Below are 210 nucleotides of genomic sequence, written 5' to 3'. Positions count from 1 at the left end.
ATTTTCTGCGGGAGCTTATTAAAGAAAATAGTGAGACAGATCCTGCACAAGGGGAAAGCGCGGGGACTCAGGATAAGGATGCCATAGGAAGGGAGGCCTTTCGTATATTCTATAAAGGTATGGAAAAAAAGATGGCCGCCAGGGGAGAAGGCACCAATGAATATCAGGATTTTCAAGAATATACAGAGTATCTTCAGCAGCAGACCAGTG

The 210-nt window shown here is 44.8% G+C and carries 1 protein-coding gene; it reads left to right on the top strand.

Annotated features, from left to right (window positions below; all coding sequences use genetic code 11):
* Window positions 1-210: hypothetical protein (locus HJY11_RS14760; RefSeq protein WP_208076587.1), on the top strand; the 210-nt coding region annotated here is incomplete at both ends.

It is taken from the genome of Bittarella massiliensis (ex Durand et al. 2017) (assembly GCF_017566145.1).
GTDB classification, from domain to species: Bacteria; Bacillota; Clostridia; order Oscillospirales; family Ruminococcaceae; genus Bittarella; species Bittarella massiliensis_A.
The sequence above is the reverse complement of the archived record's forward strand: the minus strand, read 5'-3'. Positions and strand labels throughout refer to the sequence as shown.